Below are 23793 nucleotides of genomic sequence, written 5' to 3' on the forward strand. Positions count from 1 at the left end.
CTGACGCCCGTCGCCGCGCTCTGCTATACTCGCAGCCCGAATTTGGATGTGGGCAAGGAGCCGGGCGTGGCGACGGTCATCAATAATGCAATGCTGGATGCGATTCTGGCAGAAATCAGGCCGCTGATTGGGCGCGGTAAGGTGGCGGACTATATTCCGGCGCTGGCCAGCGTGAGCGGCAATAAGCTTGGCATCGCGATCAGCACGGTTGACGGGCGGCACTATTTTGCCGGTGACGCCCATGAGCGTTTTTCCATTCAATCCATCTCTAAAGTGCTCAGCCTGGTGGTGGCGATGAACCACTATCAGGAAGACGAGATCTGGCAGCGGGTGGGGAAAGATCCCTCCGGCCAGCCGTTTAACTCGCTCCTGCAGCTGGAAATCGAGCAGGGAAAACCGCGCAACCCCTTCATTAATGCCGGGGCTCTGGTGGTTTGCGATATGCTGCAAAGCCGCCTCAGCGCGCCGCGCCAGCGGATGCTGGAAATTGTCCGGCGGCTGAGCGGAGTGGCGGATATCGCCTACGACCCGCTGGTGGCGCGTTCCGAGTTTGAGCATTCGGCGCGCAATGCGGCGATTGCCTGGCTGATGAAGTCCTTCGGCAATTTCCATAACGACGTCGCCACGGTGCTGCACAACTATTTCCACTACTGTTCGCTGGAGATGAGCTGCGTTGAGCTGGCGCGGACCTTTCTGTTCCTCGCCGATCGCGGTATCGCGCCGCACCTCGATACGCCGGTGATTGCGCCGATTCAGTCGCGTCAGGTGAATGCCCTGATGATGACCAGCGGAATGTATCAAAACGCCGGGGAGTTTGCCTGGCGCGTCGGGCTGCCGGCAAAATCGGGCGTTGGCGGAGGGATCGTGGCGATCGTTCCCCAGGAGATGGCTATTGCCGTATGGAGTCCGGAGCTGGATCAGGCCGGGAACTCGCTGGCCGGGGTTGCGGTGCTGGAAAAACTCACTCAGCAGGTGGGAAGGTCGGTATTCTGATGGTTAACATGAACAGTTTATTTAGCCGGCTGGAGCGTTCCGCGTTTCGCTCCCGTTTTAAGCTGGGAATTAAAGAGCGGCAATACTGTTTCGATAAAGGGGCGGAGACCATTGACCAGCACGCGGCGGATTTTATTGCCCGCCGCCTGGCGCCAGCGAATATCCCCAATGACGGCAAGCAAACGCCAATGCGCGGCCATCCGGTCTTTATCGCCCAGCACGCCACCGCCACCTGCTGTCGCGGCTGCCTCGAAAAGTGGCACGCGATCCCTCCAGGCCGGGCGCTGAGCGCCGACGAGCAGCGGTACGTCGTGCAGGTTATTCACCATTGGCTGGTGCTGCAGATGAATTCTTCCGGCCATTGATAGTGAGCAACAATCAGGCATATGTATGCCTGATAAATATTCTCATGCTATGATAATCCGCTAACTAATTATTAACATAATAATTGCCTGAAACAATTAGACGGATAATTACTGAATGTCTTCACTGTCGATTCGGTCATTCACGCTGTTTCGTGAGGAGCAGCCCGTGCGTGATGCGCTGGTGTTATTCACGTTAACGCTGCTGCTTCATTTCTTTGGCGCCATGCTGCGTCTGGTGCAGGAACTCTCGTTTTTCTGGCCGCTTAATGCCGTGATGGCGGGGATCTTTGCGCGTTACGTCTGGCTAAACCGCAGCTATTTTTATGCGGTTTGTTTTGCCGCGATGCTGGTTTATGACGGCCTGACGTCGCGCTGGGGAATGGGCTTCGCTTCGCTGCTGATTAACTTCTCCAATATTGTTTTTATTGTGATCCTGGCGCAGCTGGTGCTGTGGGATAAGCGACGCGCTGATTCTATGCCGGGGCCAATTAATGCGCTGAACCTGTTTTGTTATTGCCTGCTGGCGGCGCTGCTGTGCGCTGCCGTCGGCGCGCTGGGGTCGGTGGACGTAGAGCGCGCCACCTTTATTCCTCAGCTGGCGGACTGGTTTAGCGAGCAGTTCTCGACCGCGGTGCTGATCCTGCCGTTTATTCTGACGCTGACGCTGCCTTCCACGCTCGGCGCCTTTCGTTTCCGCCAGCTGCTGCCGGTTATCGCGCTGGTATTGTCGATTATTCTCGGGGTTAGCGTCGGCGGAGCGGGGAGCATCACTTTCCCGCTGCCGGCGCTGATTTGGTGCGCCATTCGCTATCCGCTGCCGCTGACCTGTCTGCTGACGTTTATTACCGGCATCAGCGAAATTCTGCTGGTAGCCAACTCGCTGATTCATCTCTCTCCCGACGCGCGGATGCAGCCGTGGCAGCTCTTCTCCACGCGTCTGGGGATCGCCGCGATGCTGATTAGCCCGGTGATTGTCGCCTCGAGCGTAGAAGCGATTAATAACCTGGTGAAACAGCTGGCGCTGCGCGCCGATTTTGATTTCCAGACCCGCGTTTACTCACGCTCCGGGCTCGGCGAGGCGCTCAAACGTCAGACGCTGGCTGAAGGGCAGCTGCTGACCGTGATGGTGCTGGATATTGACGGCTTTAAGCGGGTCAACGACAGCTGGGGGCATGAGTGCGGCGATTGCGTCCTGACGCAGTTTGCGCAACAGGTGCGCCAGCTGGCGGGCGAGCAGGGGCTGGTCGCGCGGATTGGCGGGGAGGAGTTTGCCGTGGCAACCCTGAGCTCGTCGATGCAGGAGAGTCAGGCGCTGGCGGAGAAAATCCGCCAGGGCGTCGAGGCGCAAACCTTTGTCTGGGGGCAGAACAAGATCCGCCTTACCGTGAGCATGGGGCTGGAGTCTCGTCCGGTGGGGAGCGAGCGGATAACCGAGCTCTTTAATCAGCTGCTGATGGCCGCTGACGACTATCTGGTGAGCGCCAAGAAAGCGGGACGCAATCGGGTTTGTACGCCCGGGCTGGTCTGAAAGCGGTAATAAGAAAATACGATAGTGATTTTGCTTGAGTTAAATTTAGGTTAAAAACATAGTGATGTGGTCAATTTTAAGGAACTGATCATGGCCACATCCTTTTCCCTGCGCACGCTCTCGCGTGAAGAAATCCTCGAACAGCTTCAGCCGTTAAGCGACATTTTGACCAGCTGCGTGAACGGCGGAGCGTCGGTCAGCTTTATGCTGCCGTTCTCACCGCAAACTGCCAGCGACTTCTGGAACCGTACGGCGCAGAGCGTTGCCGCGGGAGAGCGTATTGTGATGGTGGCAGAAAATGAACGCCATCAGATCGTCGGTACCGTCCAGCTCATTGTCAGCCAGCCGGAAAACCAGCCTCATCGCGCCGACGTGGCCAAACTTTTGGTTCACCAAAATGCCAGGCGTCAGGGGCTGGCTAACGCGCTGATGAACTATCTCGAAGAGGTCGCCCGCGACCAGGGCAAGTCCGTGCTGGTACTGGATACCGCGACAGGGAGCGGCGCAGAGCGCTTCTACGTTCAGTGTGGCTGGGAAAAAGCCGGGGAAATTCCGCGCTATGCGCTGATGCCGGACGGAAAGATGACCGCCACCTCGTTGTTCTATAAGTTCCTGCAATAACTGCCGATGGTTTGATCAAAACGGGGTTTTACTGGTAGAGAAAGCTGATAAGTTATTACACCAATTACTCAGGCTGTATGACTACTCTATGAGGGAACCCCTTGTGAAAACACTCAACCGTCGCGATTTTCCCGGCGCGCAGTATCCTGAACGCATTATCCAGTTCGGTGAAGGCAACTTCTTACGCGCCTTTATCGACTGGCAGGTCGATCTGCTCAACGAGCACACCGACCTGAATGCCGGCGTAGTCATCGTGCGCCCCATTGAGAGCGAATTCCCGCCGTCGCTGAGCGTTCAGGACGGTCTCTATACCACGATTATTCGCGGGCTTAACGAGAAGGGCGATGCGGTTAGCGATGCGCGAATGATCCGCAGCGTCACCCGGGAAATCAGCGTCTATGCGGACTATGCTGAATACCTGCGCCTGGCGCACAACCCGGATATCCGCTTTGTGTTTTCTAATACCACCGAAGCGGGAATTAGCTACCACGCGGGAGATCGTTTTGACGATGCGCCGGCGGTGAGCTATCCGGCTAAGCTGACTCGCCTGCTGTTTGAGCGCTACAGCCGCTTCTCTGGCGCCAGCGATAAAGGCTGGGTGATCATACCATGCGAGCTTATCGACTATAACGGCGAAGCCCTGCGTGAACTGGTGCTGCGCTACGCCGAAGAGTGGGCGCTGCCGGAAGCCTTTACCGCGTGGCTGAATGAGGCGAATACCTTCTGCTCGACGCTGGTGGACCGTATCGTCACCGGCTATCCGCGCGATGAAGCACTGCAAATCGAGCAGCAGCTCGGTTATAAAGACGCCTTCCTGGCCACCGCGGAACACTTCTATCTGTTCGTTATTCAGGGGCCTAAATCGCTGGCAGCGGAGCTGCGCCTCGATAAACTGCCGCTTAACGTCCTGATTGTCGACGATATTAAGCCTTACAAAGAGCGTAAAGTGGCGATTCTCAACGGCGCGCACACCGCGCTGGTGCCGGTTGCCTTCCTGGCCGGGCTGGATACCGTCGGTGAAGCCATGAACGATCGCGAGATCTGCTCTTTCGTCGAAAAAGCGATTTATGAGGAAATTATTCCGCAGCTGGATTTGCCGCGCGAAGAGCTGGAGACTTTCGCCCGCGCGGTTACCGGGCGCTTCCGCAATCCCTATATAAAGCATCAGCTTCTGTCGATTGCGCTTAACGGCATGACGAAATACCGCACCCGCATTCTGCCGCAGCTGCTGGCGGGGCAGGCGAAAAACGGTAAACTCGCGGCCAGGCTAACCTTTGCGCTGGCGGCCTTGATTGCGTTCTATCGCGGGGAGCGCAATGAGCAAAACTATCCGGTGCAGGACGATGCCGAATGGATGGAGCGCTATCGGGCGCTGTGGTCCGCGCATCGGGATGCGCAGTTGAGTACCAGTGAACTGGTGAAAGCCGTACTGTCGGTTGAGGCGCACTGGCAGCAGGATTTAACCAAAATCAGCGGTCTGGTGGAGCAGGTGACTCTCGACCTTGATGCCATACTGCTCGGCGGAATGCGCGCGGCGGTGAAGCCGCTCTGCTAATTCAAATTTGACCCGGCGCGTGCCGGGTTATTTATCCCGTCTTATTAGTTACAACATACTTTTGAACGACAGATAAATAACCCTGCCAGGCCTGATACTCCTTACCCGCTTCGTCATGCAGAACGGAGGGAGGCGCTTTCTGCCGAGGGTGCGCGGCATCCTGCGGATGACGAAAAACACTGAAAATGTGCGAATTTACGACCTCGATCGTGTTTTGGGACGCCCTGACGCCGCGGCTCATCTATAAATGAGCCTCAATTCAGCACCGCAGGAGCGATCATGATGTTCAGAAGAGGGTTTGTTTTATTATCGGCTTTACTGGTCTGTATACAGGTCCACGCATATCCGGGTTTTCGTCAGCTGGCGTTAAGCGACCCGCAGGGGGAAAAGCTGGATGTCGCCGTATGGTATCCAACGTCTGCAGAAGGAAAGACGGAAAATGTCGGCGCGAATCCCGCTTTCGAAGGGGTCACCGTTATTCGCAATGCGCCTCCGCGGCCCGGAGCGCACCCTCTGCTGGTTATCTCCCACGGCTATAACGGCAACTGGCGCAATTTGTCATGGATTGCGGCGGCCCTGGCCACGCAGGGATATATTGTCGCCGCCCCGGATCATCCCGGCACCACCACTTTTAATCAGAATCCGCTCGACGCTAAGCGCCTGTGGCGACGCCCGCAGGATCTTACCCAGGTGATTGATTTCACTCTGCGCTCCTCCGCTCTGCTCGGGGAAGCGGACGCCGGTCGAATTGCCGCTTTAGGGCACTCCCTCGGCGGATGGACGGTCATGTCTCTGGCGGGAGCGCGCTTCGATTCCGCCCGCATGCTGCGCGACTGCCGGCACCATGCGCAGCGCGGCGACTGTCGGTTAACGCACAAACTCGGCGTCGATGGCGCCCGCTCGCAGGATGCGCGCTTTGCGGACCTGCGGGATGCCAGAGTCAAGGCGGTAGTCTCTCTGGATCTCGGCTTCGCCCCCGGCTTTACCCCCCGGAGCCTGCGCGCGGTCAGCGTTCCGACGCTGATTCTTGCGGCCCAGGCGGACAAGCTGGCGGATCTTGATGCGCAACAGGAATCCGGCTACCTTGCGGCCGGCATGAACAGGCAATACGAGGTCGTTGAAGGGGCCACCCATTTCAGCTTCATGCAGCTATGCAAGCCTGCCGGCGAGGCGCTTATTGAGGAGGAAACGCCCGGTGATGGCATCGTTTGCCAGGACGCAAGCGGAGGAAACCGCTCCGCTATTCACCAGGCGCTGATACCTAAGATCGGCATGTTTCTCAATTCGGCGCTGGATTATCACGCGCCTGCTGACGGAACGAGGTCGGCGACAGGCCGCTAATGCGCTGAAACTCGCGGTTAAAATTGGACCTGGTGGTAAATCCCGACTCGAACATGATTTCGGTAACGGGCAGCGGGGTGCTTCGCAGCAGCGCCTGCGCCCGTTCAATCCTTAAACCGTTAATCCACTGCGAGACATTACATTGACTGATAGCGTTGACCGCGCCTGAGAGCTGACGCGCGGGGATCCCCGTTTTTCGGGCAAGCAGGCTGAGCGTAAGGTCGGGATTGAGATAGATCTCCGTTTCCCGAACCAGCTTCTCAAGGGTGGCGTAAATTCCCGCCAGCTCTCCCGCAGGAAGCGCGGCCCGCGTCGGTGGCGCCTCCCGGCTATCAGACTGCGCAACCGCAGCCGGCCGCCCCGCGCAGACGATCGCCGCGCCAATAAGCGGAAGGAGCGCTGCCTGAAAACCCATCACGATCGCCGGAGCCAGCTTGCCGCCGGTTACGCTGAAGTCAAACGCCACCGCGAGATCGGTCAGCGCCGATATACAGAGAAAACAGCCGGCAAAAAAGGCCATTTTCGTCGTATGCGGCGACTCTGTGAGTCGGCTGAGGGTAAAGCGGTGCTCCCCGCGCCAGGCGAGCCGCAGCAGGCTGTATCCATAGCCGGCAAAAAGGAAAAAGAGGATCGAATCCGTCGCTGGCGGCCAGAGTATCCTGATAGCGATGGCGAGAACGGCGGGGGCGAACAGCAGCATCAGGTGACGCCGCCGGCTGATTTCAGTCAGCGAGATAAAACAGTGCCAGGCGATCGGCGGCAGCATTATGGCCAGCCCGGACTGGAGATTGCGCAACATGCTGGACTCATATTCCCAGCGCAGCGTGCTGACGGCAATAAGGACGATACAGGAAAGCAGAAAACGCAGGGTACCCGCGTGGCGCTGCTTGTGTGCAAACAGAGCCATTGCCAGCAGAAAAAGCAGGGCGGATAAGGTAATAAGCGGAAAAGGAACCGAAAGCATGTCAGCCGTACCACAACGAAAAGTTACCGGGAATATTTACACATATCCCGGCGCGCTGTCGCCTCTGACGTGACGTTCTGTAACGCTGGCCTTTATGAAGGGCTTTATTTCCGGCTGCTGGAGGATCTGACCTTTAGCCTGCCGGCCAGCATAACGTGCGTCGCCGCATCTTCCTGATTGCACAGATACTCCACCGCCAGCCGCCCTAATTCACTGTAGGGCAGCTGAATGCTGGTGAGCGGCGGGGTGAGCTGTTCCGATATTTTCTGATCGTCGTATCCCGCCAGCAGAAGATCCTGCGGCAGCCGTATGCCGTTGACCGCCAGCGCCTGATAGCAGCCGATCGCCAGCCAGTCGCTGGCGCAAAAGATGGCGTCCGGGCGATCCTGCTGTTCCAGCAGAGAGCAGGTGGCCGTAAAGGACTCGCTGAACTGCCAGTTTGTCCGGCGCACCAGGCTCTCATCGTACGCCTGTCCGGCCTGCTCCAGCGCCGCCTGATATCCCGCCAGCCGCTGGCGGGTTGCCTCCATCCAGCTTTCGCCGGTGATGTGCGCGATGCGCCTGGCGCCCATGGAAATCAGATGACGGGTCACCTGAAACGCGTTGGCGTAGTCGTCGGGGACAAACGAAGGCAGCAGCGGCGAATCCGGGTCCCGCTGGTTGAGCAAAACCAGCGGCAGGCGGGTGCAGTCCTGAAAATCGGTCATATCCACAAGCGTGGTCACCGGGGAGGCGAGAATAATTCCGATGCAGTTACGCTGCTCCAGCTGACGGATAATATTGATCGCCAGCTCCACGTCGTCGCCGTAATCATATACGGTCAGCAGCACTTCATTGCGCCAGGCCGCTTCTCGCGCCTGGCTGATAGCATCGATAAAGGGGTCGTAGCTTTGCAGCGTGCTGACCAGCAGCGCCACTTCTTCCTGATTCCGCGGAGCGTGAATCGCCGGAAGGCGGTCATAGCCGAGCTCAGTCGCAACGGCGATCACCCGCTGACGGGTCTCCTCGCTAAGCTTGATATTCCGGGATTGATTAAGGACCAACGATACCGTTGCCTGTGAGACGCCCGCCGTACGGGCGATATCGTTCATCGTTACTTTGTTTTTCCGCTTCATCATCCCTCTCCCCTTGAGAAGCCGCATTATACCTTAACGACCAGGCACATAGGCAGACTAAAGCGATGTCGATCGCGTTTCCGGTTCGTTATCGGGCAAGGTTTGTGACCCTCATCGCTTTTAGCGGCCGTAGTAAGGGAAGCAATAGCCGTTAACCCTCCTGGGATGGCAAATTGCGTCCGTAGCGCTTGAAGTAATTTCCTTCCGGGAAAATAATGGCTTATTCGCATGAGGTGGGAGGGCACGATGGTCATCGATATACGCGAGCTGCATTCGCAGGACAAATCGCAGTGGCTGCAGCTGTGGGAGGGCTATACCAGTTTCTACGGCAGCCCGCAGCCTGACGATGTGACGGAATACACCTGGCAGCGCCTGCTGGACAGCGCCTCTCCCGTTATTGGCCGGGTTGCGGTGGTCGATAGCCGGGTGGTCGGGTTTGCGATTGGCGTTCTTCACGAAGGCACCTGGGTGAAAACGCCCGTTTGTTATCTGGAAGATCTGTTCGTCGACCCGCAAATGCGCGGGCGCGGAGTCGCCAGAGCGCTGGTGCAGGCCCTGCATTCGGAAGGTAAAGCGAAAGGGTGGTCGCGCTTATACTGGCATACGCGCGCTGATAATCCTGCTCGCAGGCTGTATGATGAATTCACCCCTGCGGATGATTACGTCCGCTATCGTGTGATGCTATAAGCCGTCAGAGATAAGAAGTTATTAAGATTTTCCCTGTCTAATAGCGGAAAACGACTCAGGAGAATCAAATATGGAAAAACGAATCGAGACAACCGTTAATCTGATCATCTTTCTTTCCCTGCTGGCTACCGCCTGGGATCTCTCCCTGGTGCACCATCTCCCCTGGTAAATCCGGCAGTACGGCGCCTGCTGTGGCGCCGTTAATTATCCCTTGAACTATCCCGGCAGCATCTCGCCGCGGCTAAAGCTCCAGTCCTCGGTATGATTAAACTGAATGACCACCATCACATCATCGGGGGCAATACCGAGCTCCGCCTGCAGCCGATCGCACAGTCGCCGGTAGAGGCGCTTTTTCTGCTGCGCGCTGCGGGCTTTGCCGGCAAAAATATGAAACAGCACAAAGTCGCCGCTGCGCCCGCCGCTGAGGTAGTGCGGATCGACGATGCGCCGGGCATCGGGCAGAGCGTCGATAAACTGGAATTTATCCGCCGGGGGAACCGCAAACTCGTCCACCAGCGTTTGATGGAATAGCGCTGAAAGCCGCGCAATCCATTCATCGTCATAGCCGGCGCGCAGCGTTATCCGGGTCAAAGGCATGTTGCTCCCTCCGGCGGTATGCAGGAGAGCGCGGTGACGGCCGCCGGCCAGCCGGCATAAAAGGCCAGGTGGGTAAAAACCTCGGTTATTTCGGCGCGGGTCAGGCCGTTGTTAGCCGCAAACTCAATATGCCACGGCAGCTGTCGTTCTCTGCCAAGCGCCGTCAGGGCAGCAAGGGTTATCAAACTTCTTTCCCGGGGCGACAGCTCGCCTCGGGCCCAGATATCGCCGAAAAGCACGTCTTCAGTCAGCTGGGCGAGTTTTGGCGCGATCCCGGCCAGGTTATTGCGGGTAGGTGATGCCATCGTTCATATCTCCGGTTGCCATGAGAGAGGATGAACAGAGAGTGGCACAGGGAAATTCTTCTTAATATCGCAACATTTTGGATAGTCCATCCTGAAAAACAGGATGGTCAGCGATAAAAGCCGGGCGACGTCCTGCGTGCCCGGCAAGCGCTATCAGGCTGCGATCTGGCGACGGGCGACGATTAACAGGCGAGGGAACAGCAGCAGCACCTTCCCGTTACACTGTAACGGATAGTGCGCCTGCAGTAGCGTCAGATAACGGCTGAGAAACGCGTCGCGCTGGCTGTCATCGAGTCGCTGCAGGTACGGACGCAATCCCGTGGACTGCAGCCAGTCAATAATTGCCTGATGGGAATCGAGCTGATGATAATAGGTGGTGCGCCAGATATCGACCTCGCAGCCGCTGGCCGTCAGGATATCGTAATACTGCCGGGCGGTGGGAAGCGGGTGGCGTCCGCTTTCCGCATGCCCAAGCTCCTGAGCTACCTGACGCATCAGGGTATGGGAAGGCTCCTGCCAGTTATCCGGCATCTGCACCGCCAGAATGCCGTTATCCGCCAGCCGTTCGACGAGCTGCGGGAACAGCGTCTGGTGCTCGGTAAGCCACTGCAGGGAGGCGTTTGCGTAGATCACATCCGCCGGACGTTCGGGCCGGTATTCCCGGATATCAGCGGCGACGAACCGGCATGCGGGCAGCGCCCGGGCCGCCTCTTCCAGCATCGCGGGCGAATTATCCACTCCGACAACCGTCGCCGCGGGCCAGGCATGATGCAGCAGCGCGGTACTGTTTCCCGGCCCGCAGCCAAGGTCAACGGCGAGCGTAACGGGATGATGGGCGATACGAGCGAGCAGTTCGGCGGCGGGGCGCGTACGCTCGGCGCCGAACTGTAGATACAGCGAGGGATTCCAGTCTGCCATCGGTGACTCCGGGTTAGATAAACTCGTTCATCAGCATAGATGGCATTGACCGCAGGTAAAATGACTTTACGCATTTTATTAGTTACGTGACAGCGTCACGTAACGCAATATAGAGCGAAGGGTTCTCGCCAGTCCGCAGGCCTAATCGGCGTCCTTTAACGACTCCGCGCGTTTGGCGGTGGCATAGACAAAATCCAGCATCGGCTCAAGATCGGTATCGTATCCGGCCTGGATTATTTTCCCCCGCAGCCACTCAATTTCGCTGGTGATATCCGGATGGAAAATATTATTGTCCTGCGCTTTACGCAGCCATTTCAGCAGGAAGTTATTTTTTCCTCTGATCCCGCCCGCTTTCTTAGATTTTCCGTGTATTTTCAGCGCGACTAATATGCAGTAATAGAAATGAACCCGCTGATTAAAACTTTGATGCATGTATGTATTTCCCGCCAGAGTCAGGAATTCACCGTCCAGGCCAGTGATTCGGATTGGGCATGATAACGGGCACGGATCGTCTGTTATTCGATCTCTGATATATCACCCGTTTCGCCAGTACGCCCGTTGCCAGGCGCTGTTCGGATGGTGTCACGGATGCCGAATAACAGTCAATTCTTGATTACTTTTTTACCTTTTTCAGCGGGGCGGCCCGCGGAACACAATTCCTTACGCCCGCCGCAAACCGGCGCGTTGTTGCAGATATACGCGTAATATCAAGATAAACGCCATGACCACAACCGCCGCGGCCAGCAGATAAATAGTTCCCAGGCTGTAATACCCGGCAACCCAGCCGGCAACGGGGCCGGTGAGCCCGAGAGCCAGATCGAGGAACGCGGAGTAGGTGCCCAGCGCGGTGCCCTGGTTTTGCTCCTCGACCTGTTTCACCGCCTCGACGCCCAGCGCCGGGAAGACCAGCGAGAAACCGGAACCGGTCAGGAACGCGCCGATGCCGGCAACCCACGCAGAAGAGGCCTGCCAGATAATCAGCAGGCCGATGCATTCGATAACAAAGCAGGCCAGCGATACCGGAACGCCGCCGTAGCGGGTGATGGTGTTGCCCAGTATCAGACGAATGCAGATGAAACCGACGCTGAACAGCGATAGCGTAAACGCCACGCCCTGCCAGTCGTGGGCGGAAAAGTAGAGGGTAATGAAGGTTGCTATCACCCCGAAGCCCACCGTCCCCAGCGCCAGCCCCAGACCGTAAGGCCAGATTTTGCGCACCACCACGTGGAAGGGGGCGCGAACGCCGCCGCTGACGCTGACGTCCTGGCGGGTGCGGGCAAAAAGCAGGCCGATAAAGGCCACCAGCACCACCACGACGGCAAAACCGCTAATGCCAAAATAGCCGTTGAGCAGAACTCCCAGCGGGGCACCGACCGCCATCGCCACGTAGGTCGCCACGCCGTTCCAGGAGATCACCCGGGAGGTATGGATCGCGCCGACGGTTTTAATTCCCCACAGCGTCGCCCCGGTGGCGGTAAAGCTCTCGCCGACGCCAAGGAGTATTCGGCCAATGAGCAGAGCGGCCACCGCCAGCAGCGGAACGGACTGCAGCAGCACCGCAGCCAGCGTAAAAACCCCGCTCAGCAGGCAGCAGACGATACCGAGGCTGACGACTCTTTTCGGCCCCCAGATATCGGCGTAGCGCCCCGCGTGCGGCCGGCTGAAGAGGGTGGCAATGTACTGCAGACTGATCACCACGCCAGCAACAAAGGTGCTATAGCCCAGCTGATAGTGAATATAGCCGGGTAAAACCGCCAGCGGCAGGCCGATCGACAGATAGCAAATGCAGGTGAATACAACGATCGAAATGATGCGCAGATTTAGCTGAGTCTGAGTGGCTGAAGGAGTCATAACGTCAGGTATTTAAAACAAAAGGGGGGTTAGCATAGCGCAGACCCTGCGGCCAGCACGAGCGCGGGATGTGATTTCCGCACGTTTCACTTACTATGCCGCTAGTTTTATTCAGAATCCGCGCTTTCGCAGTCAGGCAATGTCCGTCACCGCTTTTTTCATTTGCCGCACGGCTGCTGACGCTAGCCCCGGGTCTCGATCGGGCCGACGCTCGCACCCCTAATGGCCTGTGCAGAAGCGCCTGTTCGCGGTATAAGATTTATCTCGTCGCAGCATATTAACCATCAACGTCAGGAGGGAGTATGACAGCCGATTTAGCAGGGATTGAGGTTCTGTTCGTCGCCGGGTTTGGGCCGATAACCCGCAGCACCGAAAGTAGCCGGTCCTTTTACGCCGAGGCGCTGGGTTTGCCGTTGAAAGAGATGGCGGGTAACGCCGACTACCTGCTGACGGAGCAGGATGCGCTGGCCGGAGTTAAGCACTTTGCGCTGTGGCCGCTGGAGCAGGCGGCGCAATCATGTTTTGGCGTTGCCCGCTGGCCGGCGGATCTCCCGCAGCCTCAGGCGTGGATCGAGTTTGAGGTGCGTGATATTCAGGCGGCGAGCGACAGCCTGCTGGCGAAGGGCTATCGCTTGCTTATTGCGAACCGCGTGGAGCCGTGGGGTCAGACGGTGACGCGGCTGCTCAGTCCGGAAGGGCTGCTCACCGGCGTGACCATTACGCCGTGGCTGCGTGAGTAGATGTCGTCCGTTCCTCCTCTGCTGCCATCCGTCGGCTGCCGCCGCTTGTTGGCGGCAGCACCGGGGCCCTCTTAATATCTGACATATTTCGTTAACCGACGAAGTATCCGCCTGCATTTCCTTCTAGTCTTCTCTGCTGACGATACCCGGCGCTGGCCCAATGCCGCTTGCCTGCCCGTTAATTTATAATCATACTAAATTAAGAATTTAAATTAACAATGATTCTTTATTTGAGATTAATGATCTAAGAGGAGTGCGCAAGGTGACTGAATACAGGCCAGAACTTAAGGCTTTCCTGCTGGCGCTGGCCGGTTCGGTGGTGCTGATCGTCGGGATGGGATACGGGCGCTTTGCGTTCACCGGGATCCTGCCGCTGATGCTGGATGAGCACATTTTAACCCTGCGCGAAGGGAATCTCGCCGCGTCGGCGAACTACGCGGGCTACCTGCTGGGGGCGCTGATGCTGGCTAGGGCCAGGCCGGCCGATGCGAAATGGTTAAACCTCGCGTCGGTACTCTTAACCGTGCTCTGCCTGGCGGCGATTGCCTGGCTACGGTCGCCGCTGGCGATTATTGCGCTGAGAGGCATTGCCGGCGTGCTGAGCGCGGTCACCCTGATCGCCGCCTCGCTTTGGCTGCTGCAGCACATGAAGCATCATAACGGCGCGCCGATCCTCTATTCAGGGGTCGGGATGGGGATTTTTCTGTCGGCGGAGTTTATTTCGCTCGCCAAAAGCCATGCGTTTACCAGCCCGCAGATTTGGCTAATCTGCGCCGCCAGCGCCGGGCTCTTATTTGCGCTGGTTCTGCGCCTGCTGCTCAGCCCGTCTGACTACCTTATTGCCTACAAGCCGCCGGTATCGGCTCAGGCGCAAGGCGCAGAAGGCCAGCGCGGGGATGCATGGAAGTTATTGATTATCTACGGCTTAGCCGGATTCGGCTATATCATCACCGCCACCTATTTGCCGCTGTTTCTCTCCGGCTCGCTCACCGGCATCGACCCGGTGCAGCTGTGGGCGCTGTTTGGCCTGGCGGCGGTACCGTCCTGTTTTGTCTGGCACAAGCTGGCGCTCAAGCTCGGCTACCGGCGAGCGTTTACCATCAACCTGATGGTGCAGGCGACAGGCGTGATCCTGCCCGCCTGGAGCCACTCGTTAGCGTTTTGCATGCTGAGCGCCCTGCTGGTTGGCTTCACCTTTATGGGCACCGTTACCCTTGCCCTTCCTGAAGGGCGGCGGCTGAATCATCTGGTGACATTCAACATGATCGCCGCCATGACCGCTACTTACGGCATCGGCCAGATTATTGGCCCGCTGGCGGCCGGCGTTCTGTACGGTCTGAGCGGATCTTTTAATGCCGCCCTCGGCGCCGCGGGCGGGGCGCTGTTTGTGGCCGCCGCACTGGTGACGATCGGCAAACCCGCCGGGCAACAGCGGGGGAGTTAACTATCGGCCGCCAGCAGCAGCTGCTGGCGCATGGCATCCAGCGCCGGCGAAACGTAGCCCTGGCGCCAGATAAGCTGGGTTATCGCCGTGCCGACCGGCTGCGAATCGCAGCCTTCCGGTAACGTCATTAGCGCCAGCACGCTCTGCGGGACGATCCCGGCATATCCGCCGGAGGCAATGCAGGCAATGACCGCGTGATACGAACCGATCTCCTGTATTTCAACGTTTTTCATTGCGGACAAAAATGATTCCGCCCGCTTGCGATAGCTGCAGCCCTGCGCAAACGCCGCCAGCCTGAACTCCTCCCGTCCCGCGGGGCTTATCAACATCAGCTCCTCGGCGAAGATCGGCAGGTATTCCAGCGCCTCGGGACACTCCGGCTGGCCGCTGGCGTTCAGCGGCAGGCTCACCAGTGCGCAGTCGAGCGCGGCGCTAAGCACGCGTTCGACCAGCTGCTGGGTAGGCATGGTTTGTAAGGTCAGGGCGACCGCCGGGCACTGCTGGTGAAAGCGCGGCAGAATCGAGGTTAAGCGGCTGGCGGCGGCGGCCTCCATTGCCCCCATCCGCAGGCTTCCGGCGGGCTGCGTCGGATGCAGCGCCTGTTTCGCCTCTTCGGCCAGGCTCAGGATCCGCAGCGTGTAGTCAAGAAAGCGTTCTCCGGCGGCGGAGAGCACCATCTTTTTATTGCCGCGAACGAACAGCTCAACGCTGAGCTCTTCCTCAAGCTGCTGAATGCGCGTGGTGATGTTCGATTGCGCGCGGCCCAGCCTTTTTGCCGCCCGGGTTACGCTTTGCTCCTGCGCCACAATTTTAAAGATTTCCAGCGTGCTGTGGTTCATGTTTTTCTTCTAAATATGGAAATAATATTGATCTTAACATCTCAAAAAGAGATGTTAAGCACCGGATATCACAAATTTACGCAGGATCAATCATCATGAACCGCCTGACGCAGCAGCTTGATATTGTCTATCCCATTATACAGGCCCCGATGGCCGGCGTGTCCACGCCTGAACTGGCGGCGGCGGTCAGCAATGCCGGCGGCCTGGGTTCGCTGGGATTAGGCGCTTCCTCGGTGTCTCAGGCGCGGGCGCTGATCGGCAAAACGCGCCAGCTCACCGCCCGACCGTTTAACGTTAACCTTTTTTGCCACCTTCCGGCACGCAGAGATCCGCAGGTCGAAGCGCAGTGGATTGAGCGGCTACTCCCGGCGTTTGCCCAGGCGGGAAGCCAGCCGCCGCAGGCGCTGAGGGAGATTTATCAAACTTTCCTCGGGCACCAGCCGATGCTTGAGCTGCTGCTCGAACTGGCGCCGCCGGTGGTCAGTTTTCACTTCGGTATTCCGCCACGCAGCGTCATTCTGCGTCTGAAGGAGAGAGGCATTGTCACTATGGCCAGCGCGACCAGCGTTCAGGAGGCCCGGCAGATAGAGGCGCAGGGAGTGGATATCGTTATAGCTCAGGGCTACGAAGCGGGCGGCCATCGCGGGATCTTTGACCCGCGCGGCGACGACCAGCAGCTGAGCACCTTTACGCTGGTCCAGAGGCTGAAGCGGACGGTGGGCCTGCCGATTATTGCCGCCGGCGGCATTATGGACGGCGCGGGAATTTGCAGCGCCATAAGCCTCGGCGCCGAGGGCGCGCAGCTGGGGACCGCATTTCTGCTGTGCCCGGAATCGGCAGCGGATAGCGGCTATCGGCGGGCGATTAAAAACGGTCCTGACCAGCAAACGGTGCTGACCGCGGCCATCTCCGGCCGTCCGGCGCGCTGCGTGCATAATGCCTGGAGCGCGCTGGCGCAAAAGGTTGACGCCTCGGCGATCCCGGCTTATCCGCTGGCCTATGATGTCGGTAAAGCACTGGCGACCGCGGCTAAGGCCCAGGGCGATGAGGGCTACGGCGCCCATTGGGCAGGACAGGGGGTTGGTCTGATCCGCGAGCTGTCGGCGACGGAGCTGATGCAGACCTTAATTCACGAGTGCGGCTTCCGCTAGCGGCGGGGAAAAAGGGCGATGGGGGATCATCGCCCTTGCTGAGTCTAACGGCGGTGCGCCAGGCGGCGAACCAGACGGTCTCCGGTCATCTGTACGCCCTGGACCATCGCCACCAGGATCAATACCGTGCCTACCATCACCTCGTTATTAAAGCGCTGATAGCCGTAGCGGATCGCCAGGTCGCCCAGTCCGCCGCCGCCAATCACTCCGGCCATCGACGAAAAGCCAATCAGCATAACGATCGTCAGCGTTACTCCGGCCAGCAGGGTCGGCAGCGCTTCCGGCAGCAGGGATTTAAAAATCACGTGCCAGATGTTGCCGCCCATCGATAAAATCGCCTCAATCCGCCCGTAGTCCACCTCGTCCAGCGCGTTTTCCGTCAGCCGGGCGAAGAAGGGAAAGGCGCCGATAGTCACCGGAACCACCGCGGCGGTGCTTCCCAGGGTGGTGCCGATAATCAGTCGGGTAAACGGGATCAGCGCAATCAGCAGCACAATAAACGGCAGCGAACGGCCGAAATTGATCGCCGCCCCCAGCAGCGCGTTGAGTTTTGGCATCGGCAGCAGGCCGTTTTTGCGCGAGATAAACAGGATAATCCCGGTCGGTAGCCCGAGCAGAACGGTAAAAAATGCCGCCAGCCCGACCATATAAAGGGTATCCAACGTGCCGCCCACCAGCAGCGGCCAGAGGTCTTCCCAGCTCATGCTACTCCGCATAAAGGCCTCCCGTGAAAGCCGTGACGCGCCAGAAAATCACGCTCCGTTTGCGGATCGTGCAGCAGCGACTGACGCAGTTTTGACCACGGCGCCACCAGCAGATCGGCAATTTTACCGCTTTCAATAATTTCTCCTTTTTCCAGCAGCGCGGCGTGATCGCACAGGGTTTTAACCACTTCAAGTTCGTGGGTGATAAGCACGATGGTCAGATGCAGGCGCTGATTGATATCCGCCAGCAGCGCCAGCACCGAGGCGGTGGTTTCCGGGTCCAGCGCGCTGGTTGCTTCGTCGCACAGCAGCACGTCCGGCCTCGCGGCCAGCGCCCGGGCGATCCCTACGCGCTGCTTTTGCCCGCCCGAAAGCTGGGAGGGAAAGGCCTCGGCCTTATCGCTGAGCCCCACCAAATCGAGCAGTTCCTCCACCCGGGCCCGGCGGTCGGCCTTCGCCATGCCGGCGATTTCCAGCGGCACCGCAATGTTGTCGGCGACGCTGCGCGCATGGAGCAGATTAAAATGCTGGAAGATCATGCCGGTTCGCAGGCGATAGGCGCGCAGGGACGATTTGTCCATTTGCGTAATATCATGCCCGTTCACAATAATGCGGCCCGTAGTGGGCCGCTCCAGCAGATTCAGACAGCGTATCAGCGTACTTTTGCCCGCGCCGCTGCGCCCGAGGATGCCGTACACGGCGCCCTTAGGAACGTGCAGCGAGACATCGTTTAGCGCCGGTCGGCCCGTTCCGGCATAAGTTTTACTCAGCCCCAGCACCTCAATCATGACTGCGGCGTGACCGGTATCACGGAGCCGTTATACTGTTTGCGGATAAATTCCGCCACCTGCGGCGAAGTCAGATCCTTCGCCAGCTGCTTGATCCGCGGATCGTTAGCCAAAGAGGGGTTGGTGACGAGGATATTGGCGTAGGGGTTATGCTCTGCGCTTTCCAGGCCCAGCGCATCTTTTGCCGGCGTCAGCCCCGCTTCCAGCGCATAGTTGCCGTTAATCACCGCCAGGTCGACGTCGTCGAGCGAGCGGGGGATTTGCGGCGATTCAATCTCAAGAATTTTGAGATGCTTAGGATTCTCCACAATATCCTTTGGCGTTGCCAGAGTGGTGGCCGGGTCGGTAAATTTCGCCGCCAGCTTGATCAGCCCCTGGCTCTGCAGCAGGAACAGCGCCCGGCTCAGGTTGGTGGTGTTGTTCGGCACCGCGACGGTGGCATTCTCCGGCAGGGATTTGAAATCTTTATGTTTACGCGAATAAATACCCAGCGGTTCAATATGTACCGTTGCCGCGACGGTAAAGGTTTTACCCAGCGCTTTCTCCTGGTCTTTCAGGTAGGGAACGTGCTGGAAATAGTTGGCATCCACGTCGCCGTTAGCCAGCAGCTCGTTAGCGTTAACGCCGCTGGTCAGCTCCACGATCTTCAGATCGAGGCTCGGATCGATTTTCTTGATGTAATTCAATATCTCCGCATGCGGAACCGGGTCAGCGGCGACGCGCAGCGCGGCGGCCTGCGCCGACGTCCATGCCAGAGAAAGAGACAGTGCTACCCCTGCCAGTTTAAAAGCGGCATTTTTCATGGTGTTTTCCTTTATTGTTATGTTTAAACGATCAGTTGTTCGGCGCGTTCGCGAAACACATCCTGGTAGTAGCGTTCGGCAACGTCCGGATGCGAGCGCAGGCGCCCCTTCAGGTAGTTCCAGCCCACCTCCCGCAGCAGCGGATTCTGCGGATCGCTATCCGGCCCGAGCGCCTCCTGCGCCAGTTCAGGCGGCAGGGTGTAGACCGGAACCACGGCGTCCAGCTGCGCGCCGAGGAAGAAGGCGATAGAGAGGCGCTGCTGGTTCGCCGGCGGCGACACGACGCGATGCACCGTAGCGCGCAGATAGCCATTGGTCGCCAGCTCAAGAAGTTCGCCGATATTGACGACAAAGCTGCCGGCCAGCGGGGTCGCATCGATCCAGCGGCCGGGGGAAACCTCAACCTGCAGCCCTTTTTGCTCATCCTGGAGTAAAAAGCTGAGGAACCCCGAGTCTTTGTGGGCGCCAACGCCCTGGGTGCTCTGCGTCTCCTGCTGGCCGGGGTAGCGGATCAGTTTGATATGCTCATTGGGCTGATTACCGTACAGGGTATCAAAGGCGTCATTGGGCAAATTCAAGGCTTCGGCAAACGCGCGCAGCACGGTAATACCGACCTGCGTCATCGCGCTTTGCCAGCTCAGCAGCGTCGGTTTCAGGTCAGGTAATGCTTCCGGCCACAGGTTAGGCCCCTGCAGGCGCTGCCAGCGCGGCGCATCGTCACTCAGCGTCAGAGCGGGGCGCTCGGCGCCAATATCGAACTGTTCGCGCCAGTCCGGCTGCCCACGGGTGAGCTCAGACGCGGCGCGGTTATAGCCGCGAAAATGCGGAGAGTGGATCATGGCGACCGGCTGCTTTTGCTCATCGGCCAGCGCGAAGAAGCGGCGGGAGAGCTGCTGCACGCTGCGCTGCAGTTCGTCATCCACTCCATGATTGATCAGATAAAAGAAGCCGATATCGCGCGCGGCGTGGCGCAGGTCGGCGAGAAAAGCGGACTTTTCAGCGGGGTCCGCGTAGCGAGCAAGATCGAGAATCGGCAGCGTGGTTGCGTTCATTGTGTTCTCCGAAGGCGGTGTGCATATATTTTCGTGTATCCAGATTCAGGGTTCGGGGACAACAACAGCGCATAATCATTTCCTCAGTCAGGTGGTCAAACACAGCTTGCCCTAAGCGAAAATAATCAACCAATAACCTTCTTTTCTAATTTATGACCGTCGGGGGTTCAGTGCTTTTGCGAATAGTAGATAAGGGCGCTAGCGCTCGCCGCCCGCCTTGCGAGTTGCGCGGGGCCGAAGGAGTCAGTATGGTGTGCGCAATTTCTCAGGTATTTCAGGACAGGACATTATGCAGCCTTCAAAAGATCCCCTGCACGGCGTAACTCTTGAGGCGTTACTCAACGCTCTGGTGGCGAAATATGGCTGGGCGGAGCTGGCAAAGCGCATCAATATTAACTGCTTTAAGAGCGATCCCAGCGTCAAATCCAGCCTCAAGTTTTTACGCCGGACGCCCTGGGCGCGCAAGGAAGTGGAAGAACTCTATATTGATAGCCTGGAAGATATTGCCGATGAACGGGAGGATATGCCCACCGACGGCCCGTGGGCAAACTGGCAAAGTAAGAAGGAACCGCGCTAGCGACGGTTAAGGCGCCTGCCTGCGCATCTGCCGCCACTTCACGGTGTGATAAATAAAATAGCCGGCGGCTAAAGGCAACGTCAGCGGCACTAATGCGAAGAGATACAGCGCGCCAAATCGGCCCATTCCCCCGCCGTTAATCGTTTCAAATGTGCGCTCCGACGTCAGGTGAAGAAGCGTGTCATCGGCCCCGCGTTTCGCAAAGGGGAACAGCAAAATAGAGAGCCAGCCGAGCGCAATAAGCGGCCAGCCGACCTCATCATAGAGGTCGTAAATAAGCAGGCCGAAAAGGAAAATGCCGCACGCCAGCTTACCGATAAAATCCGGACGCTTAATAAAAAGCACCGCCGGATGCACGATGCGGACCGCGCGCTGCCGCGGCCTGCGGCTTCCCGTTTTCCGCGATCGGCGGTGGCTGTTTTTTCTGCTCACTTCCTGTTAATTATCCTGCTTAGCCGGGACGCAATAGCGCATGCCCCATAGTGATATTAACCGGCGAATTGAGCAAATATAATTCATCCGCACTGCCAAAAAACGGGAGGCGGATATTCTGCCTATATCTCTTCCCCGGGCGAAATAGCGCGCAGGGCGCCTGGCGCCTGGCCGGTAATACGCTTGAAAGCGCGGCTAAATGCGGCATGGGAGCTGTAGCCCAGCTTAAAGGCCACCTTTTCCAGAGCCTGGCCTTCATGGGAAATGTACTGAACGGCCAGACGCATGCGTAATTCGGTCAGGTAGCGCGCGGGCGTCGTGCCGGTCGCCGCCAGAAAGCGTTCGGCAAACACCGAACGCGAGGTGCCGGCCTCACGGGCCAAATCCTCAACCTTCCAGTTAACCCCCGGCTGCTGATGCATCACGTAGATAGCCCGCGCCAGCTTCGGGTCGCGCAGCACCTGCACCCAGCCGGTGGCATTGCCGCAGCCGCACTCCACCCAGCCGCGAACGATCAGCGCCGCCACCACGTCCGCCAGCCGCGCCAGGATACCCGCATAGCCCGCCTGGCGGGTGAGGGTTTCTCTCTCCATTGCCGCCAGAAGAGGCTGGATCTCAGGCCGGGTGTTCAGCAGGCTGCTCACCATCATCACCTCCGGCATCGCTTTTACCAGCGGCTGCATGCCGCCGAGCTCAAAGTCCATACAGCCGCTGAAAATAATGGCGTTGTCCTGCTCCGGCTGCGGACCCTCGTTTTTGATGCAGCACACCGTACTGCACACCGGCTCGGTGGGCAGCTGCCGGACGTTGACGATCTGCGCCCCGGCGTCGGACATCAGCACGTGGCCGTCGCCGTTGGGAATAAACAGCGCATCGCCGCTCTCCAGCCTGAGCTGCTGCCCGCTGGCCATGCGCAGCAGAACCGGGCCGCGGCTGACAAAATGAAACTGCGCCTTGCCCGGCACATAGCTGAACTCCACCCCGAACGGCCGGCCGGATTCAATGCGCCGGTAGTTGACGCCTGAAAGGCGCATGCCGCGCAGCAGTTCACTGGTGAGATCGAGGGCCTGATGAGTCATAACGCGAATCCCGGACGAATTATCAATAATGGCAGAGTATGCATCATAGATCGTCCGAAGAGAAGTTTCTAAGCTGTGTCGGATTGTTAACTGTTCTGGAGAGATGTATATGAGTTCCTGCATTGTAGCCGATGAGAGCCAGCTAAACGCAAAACCCGCATGGCGGGCCGTTTATGCGCTGGCGCTGGGCGTTTTCGGCCTGATTGTTGCAGAGTTTCTTCCCGCCAGTCTGTTAACGCCGATGGCGGCAAGCCTGGGCGTGAGTGAAGGAATGGCGGGGCAGGCGGTGACCGCCACGGCTCTGGTGGCGCTGGTTACCGGGCTGCTAATCACCCCGGCGACCAGAAATATCGACCGCCGCTGGGTGCTGATGTTTTTTTCGCTGCTGCAAATTATCTCCAGCATGATGGTCGCATTTGCGCCTTCGCTTGAGTTTTTACTCCTCGGCCGTCTGCTGCTGGGGGTTGCGATCGGCGGGTTCTGGTCGATGTCCACCGCTACCGCAATGCGTCTGGTTCCCGCCGCGTATGTGCCAAAAGCGCTGGCCATCATTTTCTCCGCCGTATCGATAGCGACCGTCGTGGCCGCGCCGCTGGGCAGCTATTTAGGCGGCCTGATCGGCTGGCGCAACGTATTTATCATCTGCGCGCTGCCGAGCCTGGCGGCTCTGTTCTGGCAGCTGTGGGTTCTGCCCTCAATGCGCCCGGAAAGCGCAGGCAGCTTTGCGACGCTATTTAAGGTGCTGCGCCGGCCCGGGATGCTGGGCGGCATGCTGGCAACCATTTTGATCTTCAGCGGCCATTTCGCGTTCTTTACCTACCTGCGGCCGTTTCTGGAAACCGTCGCCCAGGCGAGCGTGGAAGGGGTTTCACTGATCCTGCTAGGCTTTGGGTTGGCGAACTTTGTCGGGACCTCTATTGCCGGGCATTTACTGGCCCGCAGCCTGCGCCTGACGCTGGCGCTGGTGCCGTTTGCGATGAGCATTCTGGCGCTGATGATGGTGACATTCGGACATCTGATGCTGCTTGATGGTCTGATGGTAGCCATGTGGGGCTTCGCCTTTGGCCTGGTGCCGGTGGGCTGGTCAACCTGGCTTGCCACCACGGTGCCGGATGAGGCCGAAAGCGCCGGCGGGCTGCTGGTTGCCTCCATACAGCTGGCCATCAGCGCCGGGGCAGCCGGCGGCGGGGCGGTGTTCGACATCACCGGCGCCAGCGGGGTCTTTACCGGCAGCGGGGTGCTGCTGCTCAGCGCGATGATCATTGTCCTGGTCGGCGTACGGGTAAAACCGGTGCCGAACGGAGAGTAAAGCAAGCGCCTGCGGGCGCTTTTTTCGTTTCGCCG

General features: G+C 58.7%; 26 protein-coding genes. 12 read left to right on the top strand and 14 right to left on the bottom strand.

Annotated features, from left to right (window positions below):
* The first annotated feature begins 66 nt into the window (after nt 1-66).
* The 6 genes from glsB (at nt 67) to NWP14_RS04260 (ending at nt 6403) form a co-directional block, all read left to right on the top strand.
* Nucleotides 67-993: a glutaminase B gene (glsB, locus tag NWP14_RS04235; protein WP_095103411.1), complete on the top strand. Its 927-nt coding sequence runs from the start codon at nt 67-69 to the stop codon at nt 991-993.
* A complete protein-coding gene (locus NWP14_RS04240; RefSeq protein WP_095103413.1) occupies nt 993-1358 on the top strand; it encodes a DUF4186 domain-containing protein in 366 nt (121 codons plus the stop codon). Before glsB ends, NWP14_RS04240 begins: the two co-directional genes overlap by 1 nt.
* Nucleotides 1359-1473: 115 nt before the next feature.
* A complete protein-coding gene (locus NWP14_RS04245) occupies nt 1474-2886 on the top strand; it encodes a GGDEF domain-containing protein (protein WP_375214823.1) in 1413 nt (470 codons plus the stop codon).
* Nucleotides 2887-2976: 90 nt separating this feature from the next.
* A complete protein-coding gene (locus tag NWP14_RS04250; RefSeq protein ID WP_331834240.1) occupies nt 2977-3507 on the top strand; it encodes a GNAT family N-acetyltransferase in 531 nt (176 codons plus the stop codon).
* A gap of 103 nt (nt 3508-3610) precedes the next feature.
* Entirely contained in the window at nt 3611-5062 is a 1452-nt protein-coding gene (locus NWP14_RS04255) for a tagaturonate reductase (protein WP_331834239.1), read from the top strand.
* Nucleotides 5063-5344: 282 nt separating this feature from the next.
* Nucleotides 5345-6403 carry an alpha/beta hydrolase family protein gene (locus tag NWP14_RS04260; RefSeq protein ID WP_375215095.1) on the top strand — a complete coding sequence of 353 codons (1059 nt, stop codon included), beginning with the start codon at nt 5345-5347 and terminating at the stop codon, nt 6401-6403.
* Here NWP14_RS04260 and NWP14_RS04265 read toward each other — a convergent pair.
* Both NWP14_RS04265 and NWP14_RS04270 read right to left on the bottom strand, forming a co-directional pair.
* Nucleotides 6342-7367: a helix-turn-helix domain-containing protein gene (locus NWP14_RS04265; RefSeq protein WP_375214824.1), complete on the bottom strand. Its 1026-nt coding sequence runs from the start codon at nt 7365-7367 to the stop codon at nt 6342-6344. The two genes, NWP14_RS04260 and NWP14_RS04265, sit on opposite strands and share 62 nt — an antisense overlap.
* A 104-nt stretch (nt 7368-7471) precedes the next feature.
* The gene (locus tag NWP14_RS04270) at nt 7472-8482 is read right to left on the bottom strand and encodes a LacI family DNA-binding transcriptional regulator (RefSeq protein ID WP_331834349.1); all 1011 of its coding nucleotides are present in this window, start codon (nt 8480-8482) and stop codon (nt 7472-7474) included.
* A gap of 246 nt (nt 8483-8728) precedes the next feature.
* On the opposite strand from NWP14_RS04270, the gene NWP14_RS04275 reads away from it, so the two are divergent.
* Complete coding sequence (locus NWP14_RS04275) at nt 8729-9169, top strand: GNAT family N-acetyltransferase (protein WP_375214825.1); 441 nt, start codon at nt 8729-8731, stop codon at nt 9167-9169.
* A gap of 216 nt (nt 9170-9385) precedes the next feature.
* Here NWP14_RS04275 and NWP14_RS04280 read toward each other — a convergent pair whose 3' ends face one another.
* The 5 genes from NWP14_RS04280 to NWP14_RS04300 all read right to left on the bottom strand — a co-directional run bounded on the left by NWP14_RS04280 (nt 9386) and on the right by NWP14_RS04300 (nt 12840).
* Entirely contained in the window at nt 9386-9766 is a 381-nt protein-coding gene (locus tag NWP14_RS04280) for a tautomerase family protein (RefSeq protein WP_095103429.1), read from the bottom strand.
* Nucleotides 9757-10071, bottom strand: a complete 315-nt coding sequence (locus tag NWP14_RS04285; RefSeq protein WP_375214826.1) for a carboxymuconolactone decarboxylase family protein — start codon at nt 10069-10071, stop codon at nt 9757-9759. Before NWP14_RS04285 ends, NWP14_RS04280 begins: the two co-directional genes overlap by 10 nt.
* 153 nt (nt 10072-10224) lie before the next feature.
* Complete coding sequence (tam, locus tag NWP14_RS04290; RefSeq protein WP_375214827.1) at nt 10225-10989, bottom strand: trans-aconitate 2-methyltransferase; 765 nt, start codon at nt 10987-10989, stop codon at nt 10225-10227.
* A gap of 141 nt (nt 10990-11130) precedes the next feature.
* A complete protein-coding gene (locus NWP14_RS04295; protein WP_095103433.1) occupies nt 11131-11421 on the bottom strand; it encodes a hypothetical protein in 291 nt (96 codons plus the stop codon).
* Nucleotides 11422-11649: 228 nt separating this feature from the next.
* A complete protein-coding gene (locus tag NWP14_RS04300; protein WP_375214828.1) occupies nt 11650-12840 on the bottom strand; it encodes an MFS transporter in 1191 nt (396 codons plus the stop codon).
* Nucleotides 12841-13142: 302 nt separating this feature from the next.
* Here NWP14_RS04300 and NWP14_RS04305 point away from each other — a divergent pair, with 302 nt between their 5' ends.
* A complete protein-coding gene (locus NWP14_RS04305) occupies nt 13143-13580 on the top strand; it encodes a VOC family protein (protein WP_095103436.1) in 438 nt (145 codons plus the stop codon).
* A 334-nt stretch (nt 13581-13914) separates the two neighbouring features.
* The gene (locus NWP14_RS04310; RefSeq protein WP_375215096.1) at nt 13915-15024 is read left to right on the top strand and encodes a YbfB/YjiJ family MFS transporter; all 1110 of its coding nucleotides are present in this window, start codon (nt 13915-13917) and stop codon (nt 15022-15024) included.
* Here NWP14_RS04310 and NWP14_RS04315 read toward each other — a convergent pair.
* Complete coding sequence (locus NWP14_RS04315; RefSeq protein ID WP_346431462.1) at nt 15021-15863, bottom strand: LysR family transcriptional regulator; 843 nt, start codon at nt 15861-15863, stop codon at nt 15021-15023. The genes NWP14_RS04310 and NWP14_RS04315 overlap by 4 nt on opposite strands.
* A gap of 95 nt (nt 15864-15958) precedes the next feature.
* Between NWP14_RS04315 and NWP14_RS04320 the strand changes: the two genes are divergently transcribed.
* The gene (locus tag NWP14_RS04320) at nt 15959-17014 is read left to right on the top strand and encodes an NAD(P)H-dependent flavin oxidoreductase (protein ID WP_375214829.1); all 1056 of its coding nucleotides are present in this window, start codon (nt 15959-15961) and stop codon (nt 17012-17014) included.
* A gap of 44 nt (nt 17015-17058) precedes the next feature.
* On the opposite strand, the gene NWP14_RS04325 is transcribed toward NWP14_RS04320, so the two are convergent.
* Genes NWP14_RS04325 through NWP14_RS04340 form a run of 4 tightly spaced genes read right to left on the bottom strand, consistent with a single transcriptional unit; the run spans nt 17059 to nt 20361 of the window.
* A complete protein-coding gene (locus NWP14_RS04325; protein ID WP_166646187.1) occupies nt 17059-17718 on the bottom strand; it encodes a methionine ABC transporter permease in 660 nt (219 codons plus the stop codon).
* Nucleotides 17715-18506: a methionine ABC transporter ATP-binding protein gene (locus NWP14_RS04330; RefSeq protein WP_375214830.1), complete on the bottom strand. Its 792-nt coding sequence runs from the start codon at nt 18504-18506 to the stop codon at nt 17715-17717. Before NWP14_RS04330 ends, NWP14_RS04325 begins: the two co-directional genes overlap by 4 nt.
* Nucleotides 18503-19309, bottom strand: a complete 807-nt coding sequence (locus NWP14_RS04335; protein ID WP_375214831.1) for a MetQ/NlpA family ABC transporter substrate-binding protein — start codon at nt 19307-19309, stop codon at nt 18503-18505. Before NWP14_RS04335 ends, NWP14_RS04330 begins: the two co-directional genes overlap by 4 nt.
* 23 nt (nt 19310-19332) lie before the next feature.
* On the bottom strand, nt 19333-20361 hold the full coding sequence (locus NWP14_RS04340; RefSeq protein WP_375214832.1) for an isopenicillin N synthase family dioxygenase: 1029 nt from the start codon (nt 20359-20361) through the stop codon (nt 19333-19335).
* A gap of 289 nt (nt 20362-20650) precedes the next feature.
* On the opposite strand from NWP14_RS04340, the gene NWP14_RS04345 reads away from it, so the two are divergent.
* Complete coding sequence (locus NWP14_RS04345) at nt 20651-20938, top strand: VF530 family DNA-binding protein (RefSeq protein WP_095103584.1); 288 nt, start codon at nt 20651-20653, stop codon at nt 20936-20938.
* A 6-nt stretch (nt 20939-20944) separates the two neighbouring features.
* Here the strand turns inward: NWP14_RS04345 and NWP14_RS04350 are convergent, their stop codons facing one another.
* Both NWP14_RS04350 and NWP14_RS04355 read right to left on the bottom strand, forming a co-directional pair.
* Complete coding sequence (locus tag NWP14_RS04350) at nt 20945-21370, bottom strand: hypothetical protein (protein WP_375214833.1); 426 nt, start codon at nt 21368-21370, stop codon at nt 20945-20947.
* A gap of 122 nt (nt 21371-21492) precedes the next feature.
* Entirely contained in the window at nt 21493-22449 is a 957-nt protein-coding gene (locus NWP14_RS04355; RefSeq protein WP_375214834.1) for an AraC family transcriptional regulator, read from the bottom strand.
* 109 nt (nt 22450-22558) lie between these two features.
* Between NWP14_RS04355 and NWP14_RS04360 the strand changes: the two genes are divergently transcribed.
* The gene (locus NWP14_RS04360) at nt 22559-23758 is read left to right on the top strand and encodes an MFS transporter (RefSeq protein ID WP_375214835.1); all 1200 of its coding nucleotides are present in this window, start codon (nt 22559-22561) and stop codon (nt 23756-23758) included.
* The last annotated feature ends 35 nt before the right edge of the window (nt 23759-23793 follow it).

It is taken from the genome of Klebsiella sp. C349492 (assembly GCF_042055345.1).
GTDB lineage: Bacteria > Pseudomonadota > Gammaproteobacteria > Enterobacterales > Enterobacteriaceae > Klebsiella > Klebsiella scottii.

Coding starts and splice junctions, on each gene's coding strand:
- NWP14_RS04320 (WP_375214829.1), top strand. CDS start 15,959: ATGAACCGCCTGACGCAGCAGCTTGATATTGTCTATCCCATTATACAG.
- NWP14_RS04335 (WP_375214831.1), bottom strand. CDS start 19,309: ATGAAAAATGCCGCTTTTAAACTGGCAGGGGTAGCACTGTCTCTTTCT.
- NWP14_RS04325 (WP_166646187.1), bottom strand. CDS start 17,718: ATGAGCTGGGAAGACCTCTGGCCGCTGCTGGTGGGCGGCACGTTGGAT.
- NWP14_RS04245 (WP_375214823.1), top strand. CDS start 1,474: ATGTCTTCACTGTCGATTCGGTCATTCACGCTGTTTCGTGAGGAGCAG.
- NWP14_RS04330 (WP_375214830.1), bottom strand. CDS start 18,506: ATGATTGAGGTGCTGGGGCTGAGTAAAACTTATGCCGGAACGGGCCGA.
- NWP14_RS04345 (WP_095103584.1), top strand. CDS start 20,651: ATGCAGCCTTCAAAAGATCCCCTGCACGGCGTAACTCTTGAGGCGTTA.
- NWP14_RS04280 (WP_095103429.1), bottom strand. CDS start 9,766: ATGCCTTTGACCCGGATAACGCTGCGCGCCGGCTATGACGATGAATGG.
- NWP14_RS04260 (WP_375215095.1), top strand. CDS start 5,345: ATGTTCAGAAGAGGGTTTGTTTTATTATCGGCTTTACTGGTCTGTATA.
- NWP14_RS04275 (WP_375214825.1), top strand. CDS start 8,729: ATGGTCATCGATATACGCGAGCTGCATTCGCAGGACAAATCGCAGTGG.
- NWP14_RS04360 (WP_375214835.1), top strand. CDS start 22,559: ATGAGTTCCTGCATTGTAGCCGATGAGAGCCAGCTAAACGCAAAACCC.
- NWP14_RS04250 (WP_331834240.1), top strand. CDS start 2,977: ATGGCCACATCCTTTTCCCTGCGCACGCTCTCGCGTGAAGAAATCCTC.
- NWP14_RS04265 (WP_375214824.1), bottom strand. CDS start 7,367: ATGCTTTCGGTTCCTTTTCCGCTTATTACCTTATCCGCCCTGCTTTTT.
- NWP14_RS04315 (WP_346431462.1), bottom strand. CDS start 15,863: ATGAACCACAGCACGCTGGAAATCTTTAAAATTGTGGCGCAGGAGCAA.
- NWP14_RS04300 (WP_375214828.1), bottom strand. CDS start 12,840: ATGACTCCTTCAGCCACTCAGACTCAGCTAAATCTGCGCATCATTTCG.
- NWP14_RS04270 (WP_331834349.1), bottom strand. CDS start 8,482: ATGAAGCGGAAAAACAAAGTAACGATGAACGATATCGCCCGTACGGCG.
- NWP14_RS04285 (WP_375214826.1), bottom strand. CDS start 10,071: ATGGCATCACCTACCCGCAATAACCTGGCCGGGATCGCGCCAAAACTC.
- tam (WP_375214827.1), bottom strand. CDS start 10,989: ATGGCAGACTGGAATCCCTCGCTGTATCTACAGTTCGGCGCCGAGCGT.
- NWP14_RS04240 (WP_095103413.1), top strand. CDS start 993: ATGGTTAACATGAACAGTTTATTTAGCCGGCTGGAGCGTTCCGCGTTT.
- NWP14_RS04340 (WP_375214832.1), bottom strand. CDS start 20,361: ATGAACGCAACCACGCTGCCGATTCTCGATCTTGCTCGCTACGCGGAC.
- NWP14_RS04310 (WP_375215096.1), top strand. CDS start 13,915: ATGGGATACGGGCGCTTTGCGTTCACCGGGATCCTGCCGCTGATGCTG.
- NWP14_RS04305 (WP_095103436.1), top strand. CDS start 13,143: ATGACAGCCGATTTAGCAGGGATTGAGGTTCTGTTCGTCGCCGGGTTT.
- NWP14_RS04295 (WP_095103433.1), bottom strand. CDS start 11,421: ATGCATCAAAGTTTTAATCAGCGGGTTCATTTCTATTACTGCATATTA.
- NWP14_RS04355 (WP_375214834.1), bottom strand. CDS start 22,449: ATGACTCATCAGGCCCTCGATCTCACCAGTGAACTGCTGCGCGGCATG.